The organism is Lactobacillus sp. ESL0228, from assembly GCF_003692825.1.
Lineage (GTDB): Bacteria > Bacillota > Bacilli > Lactobacillales > Lactobacillaceae > Lactobacillus.
In genome coordinates this window covers 302,377-317,019 of the sequence record NZ_REHJ01000007.1, presented here as the reverse complement: position 1 = coordinate 317,019, position 14,643 = coordinate 302,377, and the positions used below count along the sequence as shown (strand labels likewise).

General features: G+C 36.1%; 19 protein-coding genes. All 19 read right to left on the bottom strand.

What is annotated here, in order from left to right:
- The coding region (locus tag F5ESL0228_RS08615) for a helix-turn-helix domain-containing protein (RefSeq protein WP_158592479.1) at positions 1 to 149 on the bottom strand (149 nt) is incomplete at its 3' end.
- A gap of 400 nt (positions 150 to 549) precedes the next feature.
- Complete coding sequence (locus tag F5ESL0228_RS03450; protein ID WP_122018064.1) at positions 550 to 1,743, bottom strand: FtsW/RodA/SpoVE family cell cycle protein; 1,194 nt, start codon at positions 1,741 to 1,743, stop codon at positions 550 to 552.
- A 16-nt stretch (positions 1,744 to 1,759) separates the two neighbouring features.
- Entirely contained in the window at positions 1,760 to 1,987 is a 228-nt protein-coding gene (locus tag F5ESL0228_RS03445; protein WP_122018063.1) for a DUF2969 family protein, read from the bottom strand.
- Positions 1,988 to 1,995: 8 nt separating this feature from the next.
- Positions 1,996 to 2,289, bottom strand: a complete 294-nt coding sequence (yidD, locus tag F5ESL0228_RS03440) for a membrane protein insertion efficiency factor YidD (protein WP_122018062.1) — start codon at positions 2,287 to 2,289, stop codon at positions 1,996 to 1,998.
- Between the two features lie 14 nt (positions 2,290 to 2,303).
- A complete protein-coding gene (locus tag F5ESL0228_RS03435; RefSeq protein ID WP_122018061.1) occupies positions 2,304 to 3,293 on the bottom strand; it encodes a rod shape-determining protein in 990 nt (329 codons plus the stop codon).
- Between the two features lie 82 nt (positions 3,294 to 3,375).
- Positions 3,376 to 3,606 (bottom strand): DUF1146 family protein, encoded by a 231-nt coding sequence (locus tag F5ESL0228_RS03430; protein ID WP_122018060.1) that lies wholly within the window; start codon positions 3,604 to 3,606, stop codon positions 3,376 to 3,378.
- A 71-nt stretch (positions 3,607 to 3,677) separates the two neighbouring features.
- Positions 3,678 to 4,115 (bottom strand): F0F1 ATP synthase subunit epsilon, encoded by a 438-nt coding sequence (locus F5ESL0228_RS03425; RefSeq protein ID WP_122018059.1) that lies wholly within the window; start codon positions 4,113 to 4,115, stop codon positions 3,678 to 3,680.
- An 11-nt stretch (positions 4,116 to 4,126) separates the two neighbouring features.
- Positions 4,127 to 5,566: a F0F1 ATP synthase subunit beta gene (atpD, locus tag F5ESL0228_RS03420; protein ID WP_122022850.1), complete on the bottom strand. Its 1,440-nt coding sequence runs from the start codon at positions 5,564 to 5,566 to the stop codon at positions 4,127 to 4,129.
- A 22-nt stretch (positions 5,567 to 5,588) separates the two neighbouring features.
- On the bottom strand, positions 5,589 to 6,551 hold the full coding sequence (locus tag F5ESL0228_RS03415) for a F0F1 ATP synthase subunit gamma (RefSeq protein WP_122022849.1): 963 nt from the start codon (positions 6,549 to 6,551) through the stop codon (positions 5,589 to 5,591).
- Positions 6,552 to 6,561: 10 nt separating this feature from the next.
- Positions 6,562 to 8,073 (bottom strand): F0F1 ATP synthase subunit alpha, encoded by a 1,512-nt coding sequence (gene atpA, locus F5ESL0228_RS03410; RefSeq protein ID WP_122018056.1) that lies wholly within the window; start codon positions 8,071 to 8,073, stop codon positions 6,562 to 6,564.
- 14 nt (positions 8,074 to 8,087) lie between these two features.
- Positions 8,088 to 8,636, bottom strand: coding sequence for an ATP synthase F1 subunit delta (atpH, locus tag F5ESL0228_RS03405; protein ID WP_122022848.1), 549 nt, complete (start codon positions 8,634 to 8,636; stop codon positions 8,088 to 8,090).
- Complete coding sequence (gene atpF, locus F5ESL0228_RS03400; RefSeq protein WP_122018054.1) at positions 8,636 to 9,148, bottom strand: F0F1 ATP synthase subunit B; 513 nt, start codon at positions 9,146 to 9,148, stop codon at positions 8,636 to 8,638. The genes atpH and atpF overlap by 1 nt, the downstream gene beginning before the upstream one ends.
- Before the next feature lie 41 nt (positions 9,149 to 9,189).
- The gene (atpE, locus tag F5ESL0228_RS03395) at positions 9,190 to 9,420 is read right to left on the bottom strand and encodes a F0F1 ATP synthase subunit C (RefSeq protein ID WP_122018053.1); all 231 of its coding nucleotides are present in this window, start codon (positions 9,418 to 9,420) and stop codon (positions 9,190 to 9,192) included.
- A 21-nt stretch (positions 9,421 to 9,441) separates the two neighbouring features.
- Entirely contained in the window at positions 9,442 to 10,155 is a 714-nt protein-coding gene (atpB, locus tag F5ESL0228_RS03390; RefSeq protein WP_122022847.1) for a F0F1 ATP synthase subunit A, read from the bottom strand.
- A gap of 115 nt (positions 10,156 to 10,270) precedes the next feature.
- Positions 10,271 to 10,900, bottom strand: a complete 630-nt coding sequence (gene upp / locus F5ESL0228_RS03385; RefSeq protein ID WP_122018051.1) for a uracil phosphoribosyltransferase — start codon at positions 10,898 to 10,900, stop codon at positions 10,271 to 10,273.
- Between the two features lie 86 nt (positions 10,901 to 10,986).
- Complete coding sequence (locus F5ESL0228_RS03380) at positions 10,987 to 11,991, bottom strand: L-threonylcarbamoyladenylate synthase (RefSeq protein WP_122018050.1); 1,005 nt, start codon at positions 11,989 to 11,991, stop codon at positions 10,987 to 10,989.
- Entirely contained in the window at positions 11,991 to 12,839 is an 849-nt protein-coding gene (gene prmC, locus F5ESL0228_RS03375) for a peptide chain release factor N(5)-glutamine methyltransferase (protein WP_122022846.1), read from the bottom strand. Before prmC ends, F5ESL0228_RS03380 begins: the two co-directional genes overlap by 1 nt.
- Entirely contained in the window at positions 12,832 to 13,920 is a 1,089-nt protein-coding gene (prfA, locus tag F5ESL0228_RS03370) for a peptide chain release factor 1 (RefSeq protein ID WP_122022845.1), read from the bottom strand. The genes prmC and prfA overlap by 8 nt, the downstream gene beginning before the upstream one ends.
- A gap of 14 nt (positions 13,921 to 13,934) precedes the next feature.
- A complete protein-coding gene (locus F5ESL0228_RS03365) occupies positions 13,935 to 14,534 on the bottom strand; it encodes a thymidine kinase (protein ID WP_122018047.1) in 600 nt (199 codons plus the stop codon).
- Positions 14,535 to 14,643 lie beyond the last annotated feature (109 nt).

The window sequence follows — 14,643 nt, the reverse complement described above, 5'->3', positions numbered from 1 at the left end:
CTGTTACCATACTGTTGATAATTATTGATCCAACCATCAATAGATCTACGTGATGTGATATGTAATTTCTCTTGAATTTCTTTTGTACTAAATCCTCTTTGATACAAATCTACTGCTTCTAATTTTGGTTTTAGTAAATATTTAGACATAAGAAAACCCCCGAATTGGAATCTTTGTCCAATTCCGGGGGTTAACTTCATCTCAGAATGAGGAATTGAGCTTTTTGTATGCTATTATTCTTCGCCAGCAGTTTTTAAAGGTACTTTATTTAATAGACTGGCTGTGACTAATTGCGCGTATACCTTTAATCAGCGAGAACAAGCAACTATTGATCATTAACAAGGTATCTGCAATGATTTCTTCTTCCTTTTATGTAGTAAGATCAGTCCCAACAATCACATTGCCATAATTGGCCAGTACCTTAACCGGTAGGTCTTATTCTTTAGTGTTTATGCATTTTCGCCCTGCACCGATATGCACCTTGTATTTGATATTTATAATTTGCTTAGTCTTGTCTTAAAGTGTAAATGTTTATTTAAATTATAATTTCTAAAAGTCACCAGCTTGACTAAACATGTAGTCCTTATTATGAAATTTCATTGATAAAATCATGCCGATACCGACCATATTCCCAATTAATGCAGAACCACCTTGCGAAATAAAAGGTAAAGGAATTCCTGTTAATGGTAATAAATCAATACTCATACCAATGTTTTCAAAAACATGGAAAAGAATCATCATAATGACTCCGGTTGAAACATAAGAATAAAAAGCATTCTTAGTATCAAATGTAATCTTAACCATTTGAATAATTAAGTAAAGATACAATAAGATAATTGCTACACTACCTATAAAACCAAAAGATTCACCGATAACAGAATATACCATATCTGAACCGCGAACAGGAACATATACATTTAATTTTCCAAAACCGTTACCAAATATCTGACCAGAACCGATAGCTTGCATACTTAGCCACAACTGATATGCTGCTTTAGAAGTGTCAGATGAAGGATCGCGCCAAGACATAATTCTCTTAAACTGATATGGTTCAAAAAAGTGGCTCAAAACTACCTGACCTTGAGGCGTTGTTACCATAAAAATAACTGTAATTCCTAATATTCCAAATGCTATAAACATTGGAATAATAATTTTCCAAGAAATCCCTGAAACTAAGATTACTCCACCTGCAATAGCAATAAAGACGAGCATTGTCCCAAAATCTTTTTGTAATTTCAATAATATTGCAATTGGTACCAAACAGGCAATGATTTTGCCAATTAAAATCCAATCATTTTTAATAGTATGCATTAACTTTTGATTATGCTGATGAACAACTCGTGCCAACATCAAGATAAATGCTGGCTTCATTACTTCGGAAGGCTGAAAAGAAATTGGACCAAGCTTGAACCAATTTTTTGATCCTGTATCTACTGCTAAACTTCGATTGTAGAAAAAAAGAACAGCAATTAAAAGCAAAATCCCAAAGCCATATACATATGGAGCAATGCGAAAAAGCTGTTCTGCATCAAATTGAATTACAACCAACACAATTGCAACTGAAACAATATACCATAAGGCTTGCATCAAGACTGCCTTTATTGGATTTCCCATATGGCTTGGATCATCAATGGCTGCAAAATAAATTGAATAGAGTCCAACTGCAGCCAATAACAACACTGGTATAGCAACATTCCATGCAATACGATCAAACAAATCAGTTTTGTTTTCAACTTTTACCATTAATTATCACTGTCCACTATTTTTCATGTAATGCAAAATAAGAAAGCAAATCATTAATACTACTTTCCAAACTTTTAGAATACAAAATGTTGTTAGTTTTATTAGTAATGGCACGATAACGTCCTGCCATTTTTTCAATCCTTCCAATTTCCTTTTTATGAGGTATAATTACCTCCCAAGTTGGAGTTTTATTTCCCTTTATTTCATTGATCTCAATATTTATATTTTCTGGTTTTTTAGACATAATATCTCCTACTTTACAGATGGATGAAATTTTTGGGCTATAATTTCATCTTCATATTTTTCTGGGTGAGGATTACGAAAAATAGTAAACTTATCTGATACAGGGTCCACACCACCCCGAATAAAGGGATTACAACGCAAAATTCGACAAATACCCATAATTAATCCCAAAACTGGACCAAACTTTTTTAAAGCATCAATCATATAGGTTGAACAAGTTGGGTAATACCGGCAACTTTTAGGTAAAGCAGGTGAAATAAATTTCTGGTACAATCTTACTAAAGAAATTAAGAGCCTACGCAAGTCACCCTCCTAAACTAATGCCTTTGATGCTTTTCAATATTTTTTAATAATATCCCTGTTCCCAAAGCAACAGCTTCTAATGGATGATCCGCGGTTAAAACTGGAACTTTTAAGTAATAAGATATTAATTTATCAATATTCTTGAGCAGAGCACCTCCACCAGTTAGCATGATCCCGCGGTCAATAATATCAGCAGAGAGTTCAGGTGGAGTTTTCTCTAAAACTTCTTTGGTTGCAGAAATAATTGTCATTAATCCATCATGCAATGCTTCTTGAATTTCTACAGCTGAGACCGTGGCTTGTTTGGGTAAGCCATCAACCACATCACGACCCCGAACAGTAATTGTTCCTTCGGGATCAGGTTCAAATGCACTACCAATCTCTATTTTTATCTGCTCAGCGGTTCTCGAACCAATCAATAAATTATGCTTATTTTTGATATAAGCAACTACAGCTTGATTCATATGATCTCCGGCATACCTAAGTGATTGGCTAGTAACGATTTCTCCCATGGATAAAACAGCAATATCAGTCGTTCCGCCACCAATGTCAATAACAATATTACCTTGCGGTTTAAAAATATCAAGACCTGCGCCAACTGCAGCAACCTTAGGTTCAAAGTCAAGATAAACCTTGCCACCACCAGATTTTTCTGCTGCTTGAATAATTGCCTTTTGTTCTATTGAAGTAACACCAGTTGGTGCACAAATTAAGATACTTGGCTTTGACATAAAGCCTTTAACATTTAACTTTTCAATAAAATATGACAGCATTGCTTCAGTAATGTCAAAATCAGCAATCACACCATTTTTTAATGGACGAATTACCCGTATATTTCCAGGTGTTCGGCCTACCATTTTATATGCCTCAGTGCCAACAGCCACTACTTTATTTGTACTTGTATTAACAGCTACCACTGATGGCTCATTTAACACAATTCCTTTTCCAGAGACGTTGATAAGCACATTGGCCGTCCCTAAATCAATTCCTATATCTCGTGCCACAATAATCCTCCATAAATATTCAATGTACATTTTACCATAAAGATGGCGATTTTTCCTTTTCCCTTGTTCACTTTATGAAGTTTTAAAATAAATTACTTAATTGCAATGACGTATCTATTAGTGTTATAAAAAAAGTACCCACTAAATAACCAAGACCAATTGACAAAAAAACTAGTAAAAGTTGCGCTTCAAAAGTTCGATTTATCCGAATAATCTTTTCAATCTGAATACTTTTCATAATTTGAAATGATAAGCCAATTGTTAATAAATAAATAAAGATACTGATCAAAGCATGTACCCCAAGTTGAAACATTTTTCCTCTCTTCTTTTAATTTAAACTAAGCAAAAACGGATACACTTTTTGTGCATCCGTTATAAAGAATACTATTTATTTGAATTATAAACACTAATTCTATTAATTGCTCTTCTTAATGCAACTTGTGCACGCTCTAAAGATCGCTGATCATGTACAGACTTAGCTTTTTCCATTGCACGTTGTGCACGTTCTCTAGCTGCCTCTGCACGCGAAACATCGATTTTAGTTGAGCGCTCAGCACTGTCAGCAATAAACGTAGCAACATTGTCAGAAAATTCAAAGTAGCCACCACTAATTGCAATATGATTAATTACACTATTCATTTCCCGGCTTCGCTTTACTTTGATCTCACCAATTACCAATGGCGTCAAAATCGGTAAGTGATTGTACATAATCGAACGCTGCCCATCAACTGCTCGCATTTCAACAAAACTGGCATGATGAGAAAAAATCAATCCATCCGGAGTTACAACATTTACCATAAAAAGTTTTTCTGGATCAGCCATATGACATCACCCTACTTTTCTAATAAAGCTTTTGCTTCTGGATCACTAGCAGTTACACCCATTTGTTGCGCTTTTTTCAAAACATCTTCAATTGGTCCAACACCACGGAAAGCATCTTCTGGAAGATCATCTAAATGACCATCTAAGATCATCTTAAATCCCTTAATAGTTTCTTTAATTGGCACATATGAACCAGCAACACCCGTAAATTGTTCAGCAACAAAGAAATTTTGCGACAAGAAAAATTGAATTTTTCTTGCACGACTTACAATAACTTTCTCTTCATCAGATAATTCGTCCATACCTAAAACAGAGATAATATCTTGCAATTCATGATAGCGCTGGAGAATATGCTGAACCCGAGTTGCAACTTTGTAATGCTCATCACCAACAATTTCAGGATCTAAAGCACTCGAGGTCGACTCTAATGGATCAACAGCTGGATAAATTCCTTGTTCAACTAAGCTTCGTTCCAAATTAGTAGTAGCATCAAGGTGTGCAAAAGTTGTTGCAGGCGCAGGGTCAGTATAATCATCAGCTGGAACATAGACAGCCTGAATAGAGGTAATTGACCCCTTTTTAGTTGAGGTAATTCTTTCTTGCAGTTGCCCCATCTCTGTAGCCAAAGTAGGCTGATAACCAACGGCACTTGGCATCCGGCCGAGCAACGCAGAAACTTCTGAACCCGCTTGAGTAAAACGAAATATGTTGTCAATAAACAATAAAACGTCTTGACCCTCAACATCTCTGAAGTACTCAGCTAATGTCAAACCAGTTAACGCAACCCTCATTCTGGCACCAGGCGGCTCATTCATTTGTCCAAAAACCATTGCAGTTTTACTTAAAACTCCAGATGCTTTCATTTCGAAATAAAGATCGTTACCTTCACGAGTTCTCTCTCCAACACCAGTGAAAACAGAAATACCACCGTGTTCTTGAGCAATGTTATGAATCAACTCTTGAATAATAGTTGTCTTACCAACACCTGCACCACCAAACAGACCAACTTTACCACCGCGTACGTAAGGCTCAAGTAAGTCAATAACCTTGATCCCAGTTTCGAGTATTTCCTGACTAGTCGTTAATTCATCATACTTGGGAGCTTTTTTATGAATTCCCTCACGCTTATGATCTTCACCGAATTTAGGACCATTGTCAATCGGTTGACCCAAAACATTAAATACTCTTCCTAAAGTATCATTACCAACTGGAACAGAAATTGGGCTACCAGTATCTTCTACCTTCATTCCACGCTTAAGACCATTGGTAGATTCCATTGCAATTGTTCGTAAAACCCCATCACCAAGTTCAAGCGTTACTTCAAGAACGATTGCTTCATCTTCCGATTTAACTACACGTAAGGCATTGTTAATATCAGGTAGGTTTTTATCAAGTGGAAATTTAACATCAACAACAGGGCCGATTACTTGAACAACTTCACCTTCACTCAAAACATCTACCTCCTTTTCTAAATTATTTCAAAGCATTTGCACCACTAACAATTTCAGTAATTTCAGTAGTGATTTCTGCTTGTCTAGCACGATTTAATTTAGTTGTCAGATTAGAAACCAAATCATTTACATTATCTGTTGCACTTTGCATAGCCGTCATTGAACTCGCATGCTCTGCAGTCTTAGCATCCAGGATTGCCCCATAAATAGCAGAGCGAACAAATTGGGGAATTAAAGTGGTCAAAACAGCATTCACATCCGGTTCTATATCATATTCTAAATCTTTATGTGCCTTAGCTTCTTTTACACCAATATCAATATTAATAATTGGCAACATTTGTTCAATTCGAAATGCTGAAGATAATGTATTTACATGATGTGTATAACATACATATAATTCATCATAAACACCGTTTAAATACATTTTAACCGCTGTCGAAACAATTGGTAAAACTTCTTCAAAAGTTGGCACATCAGAAATACCATTATTTTCGTAAACAACATTTAGATTGTTTTTTTTGAAAAATTCAGCTCCAACTGAACCGACAGCCAAAATTTTAACATCTTTGTGTTCTGCCTTTGAATCTTCAACTAGCCCCATCATATTTTTAATAACTGAACTATTGTAAGAACCAACTAGTCCACGATCGCCTGTAACTACAAGATAACCTGCTGATTTAACTTTTTTGCGAGCCTGAATCATGTTAGACACTATTCCTAGTCCAAAAACATTTTCATAATCAAGCTTGGCAATGCTATCCTCATCGACAGTAATATTTTCTTTATTCAAATGTTTAACAACTTCAGCACTCATTAAGCGAGAAAGTGTTTTTCTAACTCGATCATTATAAATGGTATAACCCAAATCATGCTTTTCAGTTTGATTTAATTTTGATGCCGAGACCATTCTCATAGCTTCAGTTATTTTACCAGTTTGTTTGACAGAAGCAATTTTTCTCTTCAACTCAAGTAAAGATGCAGGCATAGACTACCTCCTAATTCTTACTTGGTAAAAAACTATCTGCAAAACTAGAAATTGCAGTTTGCAACTCTTTTTCATTTGGTAGTTCACCTGTCTTGCGAATATGCTCTAACAAGTCAGCGTGAACACTATCAAAGTTATCGTACATTTCTTTTTCAAAGCGACCAATATCTTCAACAGGAACAGAATCAATATAGCCATGAGTCAAGGCATACAGAATTAAAACTTGCTTTTCAACTGGAATTGGTTCATGAAGAGGTTGTTTTAATACCTCAACGATCCTACGACCACGATTCAACTTAGATTGAGTCGCTTGATCTAAATCACTACCAAATTGTGCAAAGCTTTCTAATTCATGAAAGGCTGCTAAATCTGTACGTAAAGTACCTGCAACCTTTTTCATAGCTTTGATTTGTGCACTACCACCAACACGAGAAACCGAATTACCTGCATCGATTGCTGGCCTAGTTCCTGCAAAGAACAAATCACTTTGTAAAAAGATTTGTCCATCTGTAATTGAAATTACATTAGTTGGAATATATGCAGAAATATCTCCCGCTTCAGTCTGAATAAAAGGTAACGCAGTCATTGACCCGCCACCTAATTTATCACTTAATTTTGCACTACGCTCTAACAGACGTGAATGCAAATAAAAAACATCTCCAGGATAAGCTTCACGACCAGGTGGACGACGAAGTAATAACGAAAGTTCACGATAGGCAACGGCCTGCTTGGATAAATCATCAAAGACGACCAACACATCCTTGCCATTATACATGAATTCTTCACCCATCGCAGTTCCAGCATATGGTGCTATATATAGCATTGGCGCCGGTTCACTTGGACCAGCTTCAACAACAATAGTATAGTCCATCGCACCGAATCGTTTTAATGTTTCCACTTGAGTTCTAACAGTTGATTCCTTTTGTCCTATGAAGACATAGATACAAATAACATCTTGACCTTTTTGGTTCAAAATTGTATCAATTGCCAAACTGGTTTTACCAGTTTTACGATCACCAATGATCAATTCACGCTGACCTCTACCAATGGGTACTAATGCATCAATTGCCTTAATACCTGTTTGAAGGGGCTGATTAACAGACTGACGCTCCATGACACCAGGCGCTGAAGTCTCAATTGGACGGGTTTTAGTGGTTTTTATTTCCCCTAAACCATCTACAGGCTGACCAAGCGGATTAACTACACGACCGATTAATTCATTACCAACCGGTACGCGCATAATTTCACCAGTTCTTTTAACCTGGTCACCTTCGCGAATATCATCAAAACTACCTAAAATAATGATACCTACATCATTTGATTCAAGGTTTTGAGCAATACCATACGAACCATTGTCAAACTCCAATAGTTCATTAGCCAAAACATTGTTCAAGCCGTGAGCTCGGGCGATCCCATCACCTATGTATGTCACAACCCCAACTTCATTAATGTCGAGTTTGTTATCATAGTGTTCAAGCTGTTGCTTAATCAAAGAGCTAATCTCTTCTGCTTTAATGCTCAATGGTTTCACCTCTTTTAATCTTTTCTAACTAATTGCGCACGAATCTTGTTAAGTTTTCTTTTAATAGATCCATCAACCACACAATCACCAATTTTCAAAATCACTCCACCGATAATGCTCTCATCTACTTTATTTGTCAAAGTTACATTGTTAAGACTATATTTTTGAGCAAAGCTATCACTAATTGCTTTAAGCTGCTCATCGTCTAGCTTAACTGCACTAATGGCAATTCCAGTAACTACTTTCCTATTTTGATTGAACAAGTCACTGAAGCAATCAATAATAGCGGGCAATTCCATAAAATGATTGTAATCTAATAGTAAATCAAGAAAATTTTGCACTTCTTTAACTAGCCCAGCCTTAATACAATCTAAGGACTCTTTCTTTTCTTCACTATCAAAAATTGGGTCACTAAAGACATTTAAGATCTGCGGATAATTTAAAATTGCCTGACGTAACTCTTGCAAATCAGCATAAACATCATCTAAGGCACCCATATCATGCGCATAATCAAACAATGCAGTGCCGTAACGTGCAGCAATTTCTTCTTTACTTAAGGCCATTATTCATTCAGCCCCTTAACAAATTGATCAACTAAATCTTTTTGATCATCAGCAGATAAATTTTTGGTAATTACCTTTTCGGCAATTGCAACAGAAATATCTGCGACTTGCGCACGTGCTTCATTGAGTGCATCAACCTTGGCCTGTGCAGCATCAGCTTTAGCTTTTTCGTGAATCGATGCAGCCTCATTATTAGCATTAGCCACTATCTGACTACTTGTTTTTTGGGCATTAGTCTTAGCTTCAGAAATAATCTGAGTTGCTTCCTGCTTTGAATTTTTCAATGCAGCTTCACGCTCATTGGCAAGAATTTCAGCTTTCTTACGATTATCTTCAGCTGAATCCAAATCATTAATTACTTTCTGACGCCTTTTTTCCATCATATCGGAAACTGGTCCCCAAGCATAATGCTTAACCAAAATAAGCAAAATTATAAAAACAATTAAATACCAAAGAGTGTTTCCAACATAAAGATGACCTGCAGAGGCTGCAAATAAAGTTTGAAATGTCATTTACTGCCCTTCTATCTTTTAACCTAAATTCTTTTAAATAACTAAGATTTTACGAAAAGAATTAAGAAAGCAATGACAATTGCCAAAATAGGAACGGCTTCAATCAAACCAACACCGATAAACATTGTTGATCTCAAGTTTCCGGCACTTTCAGGTTGACGGGCCATACTTTCGATTGTCTTAGTGATAACCTTACCATTACCCCAAGATGCAGCTAAAGCAGCTAAACCAGCTACAAGAGCTGCAGAAATATATTTAAAAGCTTGTGACATATTTAAACCTCCAAAAAAAAATTATTCTTTTGTAACTTTTTTACCAATGTATACCATTGAAAGTGTTACAAAAACATATGCCTGGATAGAGCCAATGAAGACAGAGAAACCTTGCCAAATCATTGCGAGTGGAGCTGCTAAAATCATTGTTGGAATACCTAGACTAGGAGCTAAATTATTACCAATCAATGTTAATAATACTTCGCCTGCGTAAATATTACCATACAAACGTAAAGACAGCGTCAAAAAGTTAGTAATTTCCTCAATCATATTAATTGGGAATAAAAAGCTAACTGGTTCAGCGTAATTTCGCCAGTACCCACCGATACCAAATTTTTGAATTCCAAATGTAAATGATAAAAGCAAGGTCATCATTGCAAATGACATTGTTGTGACCGGGTCAGCTGTCGGTGATTTAACAAGCATAGTATCACCGACTTTGACCTCTAAGAACATGCCTAATTGGTTCATAGACCAGATGAAGAGAAACAGAACAAAAGCATAAAGTGACAGATGTTTTTGTGCATCTTTATCGCCGACATTATCCTTAACAATATTGTCAGTAAAATCAAGTAAATACTCAATAATGTTTTGCTTTTTGTTTGGCTTCATTTCAATCTTGCGTGAGAGCCAAATACAGACTAGTAAAATAACGGCAGCCATTAAGGTCGAGCCAATAATTCCAGCGAGATCAAAACTCAAGCCCAAGAAATTAAATACAAATGGTTTCTCCATTACTTCGTGACCTCCCTTCTCGTGCCCAGTTTATAGAACACTCCTACAATATTAACACCATTCAAACTTTTTGTGAAAAAATGTAAGCAATTTCTATAAATATTTTTCTAAACCCTTATTTGGTACCAAATAAGCGGTCACCCGCATCACCTAGTCCAGGAAAAATATAGCCGCTCTCAAGTAATTCATCATCTTGTGCAGCAGCATAAATATCAACATCTGGATTTTCGGCTTGAATTGCCTTCACTCCTTCAGGAGCTGCTACTAAAACAGCTAATTTAATATCTTTAACTCCCCGCTTTTTTAAGGCACTGATTGCCATGTTAGCCGATCCACCAGTGGCAAGCATTGGGTCAACAACTAAGCATTCTCTTTCAGCAATGTCTTTAGGCATCTTACAGAAATATTCATGCGGCTTTAATGTTTCTTCATCGCGATACATCCCGATTACACCAACTTTTGCAGAAGGAATCATGTCCAATACACCGTTGAGCATCCCAATTCCCGCACGCAAAATTGGAACAATTGTCATTTTTTTACCAGCAATTTCTTTTTGCGTTGTTTTACCCATCGGAGTCTCAATTTCAACATCTTTTAGTGGTAAATCCCTAGTAATTTCATAAGTCATGAGACCACCAATTTCTCCGACAATTCTTCGAAATTCATTTGAACTGGTCTCCTTACGCCTAATAATAGTTAACTTGTGCTGAATTAATGGATGATTTAAAACCGTAAATTTACCCATCATTGTCCTCCTAAAACATATATCATATTTATCACTTATTTTAATCAAAAAAGCAAAGGGTTTAAAGCCCTTTGCTAATAATTTTTTTATTTTACCTGAAAATGATGTCCGCCAGCAGCCTTGTTTAGTCGATTCATATATGCCAGCGTGGCTTCACTACCATGAAATCCCTGTACAAAAATCTGGTTAATCTCTTGATGATCATCAAAATAACGCAAACCTGCAAACAAATTATGATCTGCATCACTTAAATTATTACCTAAATCAAATTTATTTTCAGCAGTTAATCTTATCTTCTTTAAGACTGCTCCTAATGCCATTACTCCTATATTTTTATCATAAGTAATTTTAGAGAAATCTTGTTCATCGTCAACAACAACGACAGAAGCACTTGGAGCATAATGACGATACTTCATACCTGGAGCCTTAGGAATTTCCTGTTCAGAAGTCTTTCCACTGTTAATCAGAACTTTTTCCCCTAAAACACGACTTAATTCATCAGGAGTGATCTCGCCTGGTCTTAAAACAACAGGAGCATCAACAGATAAGTCAATAATTGTAGATTCTAGCCCCACTTTAGTAGGACCACCATCAATAATACCAGCAATTTTACCATTTAAATCATGATAAACATGCTGAGCCGTAGTGGGACTCGGTTTAGTTGAAGTATTAGCAGAAGGACCCACAATTGGTCTACCTAATTTAGCAATTAATTCATGTGTCAGTCTATCATCTGGGCAGCGAAAGGCCACGGTATCAAGCCCCCCAGTTACAGCACGAGGTAAACTTTTGGGCTTAACATATAACAAAATTGTTAAAGGTCCTGGCCAAAAGTAATTAATTAACTTAGTTGCTCTTTCAGGAATACTCTTAGCATATTTTGCCATCATTTTTTTATCCGAAACCGTGACAATCAACGGATTGTCACTCGGTCGACCCTTGGCTTGATATACTTTTTTCACAGATTCTTCATTAGTAGCCAACGCCCCTAATCCATAAACCGTTTCAGTTGGAAAAGCAACTAAATTCCCATTATCAAGCAGTTTTACGGCATCATCTATCTGACTTGGCAAAAAAATTTTTGTTTGCATTACTTATTCCACTTTCCCCATACCATTCGTGGCTTACCTGACATGTCATTCCTAAATTCAGTTGTAAAGTCAGGTAATTCACGCTTAAACAAATTTTGGAGTTCCTGCTTCTCACTAAAACCATACTCTAAGAAAAATTCACCGCCACTATTGAGATGATCTCTAATCTGGTTAACAAATTTTTGGTAGAAGTCAAGACCACTATTACCACCGAATAATGCTTCTTTTGGTTCATTATGCAAAACATTCTGATCCATTATCTTTTTTTCTGATTCTTTAATATAAGGTGGATTTGAGATGATCTTATCGAACTTTTCTAAACCAATCAGTACATTTGCCTTTCTTACAGTAACATCGATATTATACTTTAAAAAGTTTTCTTCACTAATTCTAAGTGCTGCATCAGTCACATCAGAAGCATACAGATCAAGATTAATAATATCTTTTTTAATTGCTTCTTTTGCCAGCATAACAGTAATACAACCCGATCCTGTTCCTAAATCAAGAACTTTATCACCTGAATTAAGCTTGGAAAGTGCCCAGTTAACTAATTCTTCTGTTTCAAAACGTGGTATTAACACACCACGTTGAACCAAAATTTTATATCCCCCAAACCAAGAATATCCTAAGATATACTGCGCAGGAATTCCCTGCGCTAATTTACGTATATCTTGTTGAGCTTTTTTTAATTGCACTGGCTCCAATTTCATATCTTGTTTTAATTGAAATTGACTTGGACTTAACAGTAAACGCTCGGCAAGTAGAAATTCAATATCTTCCGGTCGCTGATCTGATGCAAAGTTAATTGCCCATAATCGTAAATCATTTAATGTTTGAATTTTAGGCATTTTGGTCTGTCAATTCCTCCAATTGCTTGGTTTGATTATATACAATCAAAGCACTAATAATATCATCTAATTCACCATTCATTACACGATCCAATTTATTAAGAGTTAAGCCAATTCTATGATCAGTTACTCGATTTTGTGGGTAGTTATAGGTTCTAATTCTCTCTGAACGATCGCCGGTTCCAACTGCATTTTTACGTTTAGCATCATATTGATCACGGTTTTGACTTTCATAATAATCATAAACTCGGGAGGTTAAAATCTGCATTGCCTTTTCCCTGTTTTGCTGTTGGCTTCGTTGATCCTGCATCGCTACAACTATTCCTGTTGGCAAGTGTGTCATTCGTACCGCACTTGACGTTTTGTTAATATGCTGACCACCAGCACCACTAGAACGATAGACGTCAACTCTTATATCTTTAGGATCTAGTTCGAGGTCAACTTGTTCATATTCTGGCATTACAGCAACAGTAGCAGTTGACGTATGAACACGTCCCTGAGATTCGGTAACAGGGATACGCTGCACTCGATGAGCGCCATTTTCATATTTAAGTTTCGAATAAACCTTATCACCTGTGATCATAATAGCTATCCGTTTATAGCCGCCAACTTCAGTTGGCTCACTATCAACTACTGACACTTGCCAATTTTGTCTTTCAGCATATTTTTCATACATTCTAAGTAAATCACCAGCAAATAGCGAAGCTTCATCGCCTCCAGCCGCGCCTCGAATTTCCATGATAATATCTTTATCATCATTAGGATCTTTCGGTAGCATTAAAATCTTGATCTGCTCTTCTAAATCAACAATTTCCTGCTCTAAATCGTTATTTTCTGCTTTGGCCATTTCAACCAAATCGTTATCACTTTCATCAGAAATTATTTCTTTATTATCTGATATTTCCTGCTGGTCATTCTTATATTTTTTGTATTTTTGTACGACTTCGCGCAAATCAGCTTCTTCCTTAGAAATTTCCATATAACGCTTGGTATCACCAATAACTTCTGGATCTGCCATCATTTCTTGTAATTCATCGTAATGAGCTACTAGGCCTTCAAGCTGTGCCATAATTTTGTCCATATTTTAATCCCTCTCTATCTTGATTGTTCAGGGTGAAAATAATGAAAGCGACATACAGGATAATAGCTCTCATCCCCGCCAATTTGAACTTGTTCACCTTTATAAACCGGCTTACCATTATGAATTCGTAAGTTCATTGTAGCTTTTCGACCACAGTAGTGACAAATTGTTTTGATTTCTGTAATTTTATCAGCGAAAATTAATAAATTTTGTGTACCTTCAAACAAGTTATTTTGAAAGTCATTTTTCAAGCCAAATGCCATCACCGGAATCTTAAGTTCATCAACAATTCTAGCGCATTCAATGACATGATGCCGAGTTAAGAATTGTGCTTCGTCTACAAATACACAAGCAATGGTACCATCTCCTTGCTTCTGGTTCTGATCATTGAGCATTTTAATATATTCAAAGATATTCATATCATGATCAATTGGAATAGCTTCACGTTTCATACCTATTCGTGAAGCTATTACGCCTACGCCACTACGATCATCAATGACGCTTGTCATAAGCACGATTTTCCTGCCCTGGTTTTCATAATTATGGGCATCCTTTAAAATTTCAATGGTTTTACCGCTACTCATTGCACCATAGTGAAAAAATAATTGTGCCATTTTTGCTCCTTTGTCTAATTTAATACATCTAACTTAATTAGTATAATTGAAAATTTAAATCTGTGCAGATAAATCGTCATTAAAAACTCGTTTTCATATCTTTGCTATG

Excerpts from the sequence above, each read along its gene's own strand:
- F5ESL0228_RS03450 (WP_122018064.1), bottom strand. The coding sequence starts at position 1,743 with ATGGTAAAAGTTGAAAACAAAACTGATTTGTTTGATCGTATTGCATGG.
- F5ESL0228_RS03445 (WP_122018063.1), bottom strand. The coding sequence starts at position 1,987 with ATGTCTAAAAAACCAGAAAATATAAATATTGAGATCAATGAAATAAAG.
- F5ESL0228_RS03430 (WP_122018060.1), bottom strand. The coding sequence starts at position 3,606 with ATGTTTCAACTTGGGGTACATGCTTTGATCAGTATCTTTATTTATTTA.
- F5ESL0228_RS03425 (WP_122018059.1), bottom strand. The coding sequence starts at position 4,115 with ATGGCTGATCCAGAAAAACTTTTTATGGTAAATGTTGTAACTCCGGAT.
- F5ESL0228_RS03415 (WP_122022849.1), bottom strand. The coding sequence starts at position 6,551 with ATGCCTGCATCTTTACTTGAGTTGAAGAGAAAAATTGCTTCTGTCAAA.
- atpH (WP_122022848.1), bottom strand. The coding sequence starts at position 8,636 with ATGGCCTTAAGTAAAGAAGAAATTGCTGCACGTTACGGCACTGCATTG.
- atpF (WP_122018054.1), bottom strand. The coding sequence starts at position 9,148 with ATGACATTTCAAACTTTATTTGCAGCCTCTGCAGGTCATCTTTATGTT.
- atpE (WP_122018053.1), bottom strand. The coding sequence starts at position 9,420 with ATGTCACAAGCTTTTAAATATATTTCTGCAGCTCTTGTAGCTGGTTTA.
- atpB (WP_122022847.1), bottom strand. The coding sequence starts at position 10,155 with ATGGAGAAACCATTTGTATTTAATTTCTTGGGCTTGAGTTTTGATCTC.
- upp (WP_122018051.1), bottom strand. The coding sequence starts at position 10,900 with ATGGGTAAATTTACGGTTTTAAATCATCCATTAATTCAGCACAAGTTA.
- F5ESL0228_RS03380 (WP_122018050.1), bottom strand. The coding sequence starts at position 11,991 with ATGCAAACAAAAATTTTTTTGCCAAGTCAGATAGATGATGCCGTAAAA.
- prmC (WP_122022846.1), bottom strand. The coding sequence starts at position 12,839 with ATGCCTAAAATTCAAACATTAAATGATTTACGATTATGGGCAATTAAC.
- prfA (WP_122022845.1), bottom strand. The coding sequence starts at position 13,920 with ATGGACAAAATTATGGCACAGCTTGAAGGCCTAGTAGCTCATTACGAT.
- F5ESL0228_RS03365 (WP_122018047.1), bottom strand. The coding sequence starts at position 14,534 with ATGGCACAATTATTTTTTCACTATGGTGCAATGAGTAGCGGTAAAACC.